We start from the raw sequence: 2,039 nt of genomic DNA, 5'->3' as shown, positions 1-2,039 counted from the left end.
GAGCGAACTGGAGCAACGCCTGGCCGGCATCTGGCAGGACGTGCTGAAGGTCGAGCGGGTTGGCTTGAACGACAACTTTTTCGAGCTGGGCGGGCATTCGCTGCTGATGGTGCGCCTGGTTTCCCGGATCAAGAGCGAGTTGTCCATCGAGTTGCCGATCCAGCACGCCTACCTTGCCGAGAACCTTGCCGCCATGACGGCCCTGGTTGCAGGCCAAGCAAGCCCGTTAGAGCAAGACTACGACGCGATTTTTGACGCCTTGGACGAACTGGAGGCATTTGATGCTTAAGCAAGGGACCCAACAGGGCAATGAGCTGGTCCAGCGGATCAGCGGGCTAGGCCATGACAAGCGCGTGGCACTGTTCAAGCGCCTGTTGGAGAAGGGTATCGATCTGGGCCGCCTGCCCATCGTGCCGCTGGCCGACGGCGAAATGCCCCGTCTCTCATACGCCCAGCAACGCCAGTGGGTGCTCTGGCAGCTGGACCCGGAGGGCGCGGCCTACAATATGGTGACCGTGTTGCGCTTGCGCGGGGCACTTGACCTTGACGCCCTGCGCCAGTCCTTCGCTGATCTTGCAGCACGGCACCAGACGCTGCGCACGCGCATTTTCATCGATGGCGATGGCCAGCCCCGCCAATGTATCGACCCCGTTGGAGCTGTGGCGGTCGATACGCGCAGTTTGCTGCACGCCGATGAGGTGACGTTGTTGGCTGCCATCGAGGCAGAGGCCACCGGCCCGTTCGATCTGGAGGCAGGCCCTTTGCTGCGGGTAGCGCTGCTAGAGGTGAGCGAGACGGACAGGGTCTTGGTGTTGACTCAGCACCATATCGTCTCTGACGGCTGGTCCATGCAGCTGATGGTCGACGAGTTGATCACCTTCTATCAGGCACATTGCCAAGGCCATGCGGCTCAACTGCCGCCCTTGCCGATTCAGTATGCCGATTACGCCGCCTGGCAGCGCCAATGGCTGGCCGCTGGTGAGCGCGAGCGGCAACTGAGCTATTGGACGCAACGGCTGGTCGGCGAGCAAGGCCCGCTCGAGTTGCCGTTCGACCGCCCGCGGCCTGCGCGTCGCAGCAGCCAGGGTAGCCGCGAGATTTTCCAATTGCAGCCGCCGCTGCTGCAAGGCGTGCGGCAGTTGGCCCAGGCCCAGGGTTGCACACCGTTCATGGTGTTGCTGGCATCCTTCCAGCTATTGCTGCACCGCTACAGTGGCCAGCAAGACATCCGTGTTGGGGTGCCTTCGGCCAACCGCAACCGCGCCGAAACCGAGCGCCTATTGGGCTTCTTCGTCAACACCCAAGTACTGCGTGCGGACATCGATGACCAAGCAAGCTTCCTCGAACTGCTCAAACAAGTGCGCCAGGCGTCCCTGGAGGCACAGGCCCATCAAGACCTGCCGTTCGAACAACTGGTCGAAGCCTTGCAGCCAGAGCGCAGCCTGAGTCACAGCCCGCTGTTCCAGGTGATGTTCAACTATCAGGTGAGCGATGGGGCTATCGATGAAGGCCTGAAACTGCCGGGTTTGGAAGTGGCGCAGATGCAGTGGGCCATGCCCACCGCGCAGTTCGATCTGAGCTTGGATTGTACTGAACACCCGCAAGGCCTCAGTGCATCGCTGATCTACTCGACCGACCTGTTCGATGCCCCGCGCATCCAGCGCATGGGCGTGCACTGGCAGAACCTATTGCGAGCAATCATCGCCAGTCCAACACAACGTATGGGCGATTTGCCCATGCTGCAGGATGACGAGCGAGCGCTTGCGATCAGCGGTTGGAATGCCACGGCGCGCAATTACCCAGGCACGCCCTATGTGCACCAGTTGTTCGAGCAGCAGGTCGCCCGTCAACCGCAGGCCCCAGCCCTGAGCTTCGCCGACCGTACCCTGAGCTATGCCGAACTGAACACTCAAGCCAACCGCCTGGCCCAGCACCTGCGCGGCATGGGCGTAGGCCCGGATGTACTGGTGGGCATCGCCGCCGAGCGTTCGGTAGAAATGGTGGTCGGCCTGCTGGCGGTGCTCAAGGCCGGTGGCGCT

2 protein-coding genes are annotated in these 2,039 nt (G+C 62.3%); both read left to right on the top strand.

Annotated features, from left to right (window positions below; all coding sequences use genetic code 11):
• On the top strand, positions 1 to 289 hold a 289-nt coding region (locus ACK59H_RS22845; protein ID WP_409264977.1), incomplete at its 5' end, for a phosphopantetheine-binding protein.
• Positions 290 to 410: 121 nt separating this feature from the next.
• Positions 411 to 2,039 (top strand): condensation domain-containing protein (locus ACK59H_RS22840; protein ID WP_409264978.1); only part of this gene is annotated, 1,629 nt, incomplete at its 3' end.

Source organism: Pseudomonas sp. KCJK9000 (genome assembly GCF_046230725.1).
Lineage (GTDB): Bacteria > Pseudomonadota > Gammaproteobacteria > Pseudomonadales > Pseudomonadaceae > Aquipseudomonas > Aquipseudomonas promysalinigenes.
Note: the sequence above shows the minus strand (reverse complement) of the source record. Positions and strands in the feature narration are given on the sequence as shown.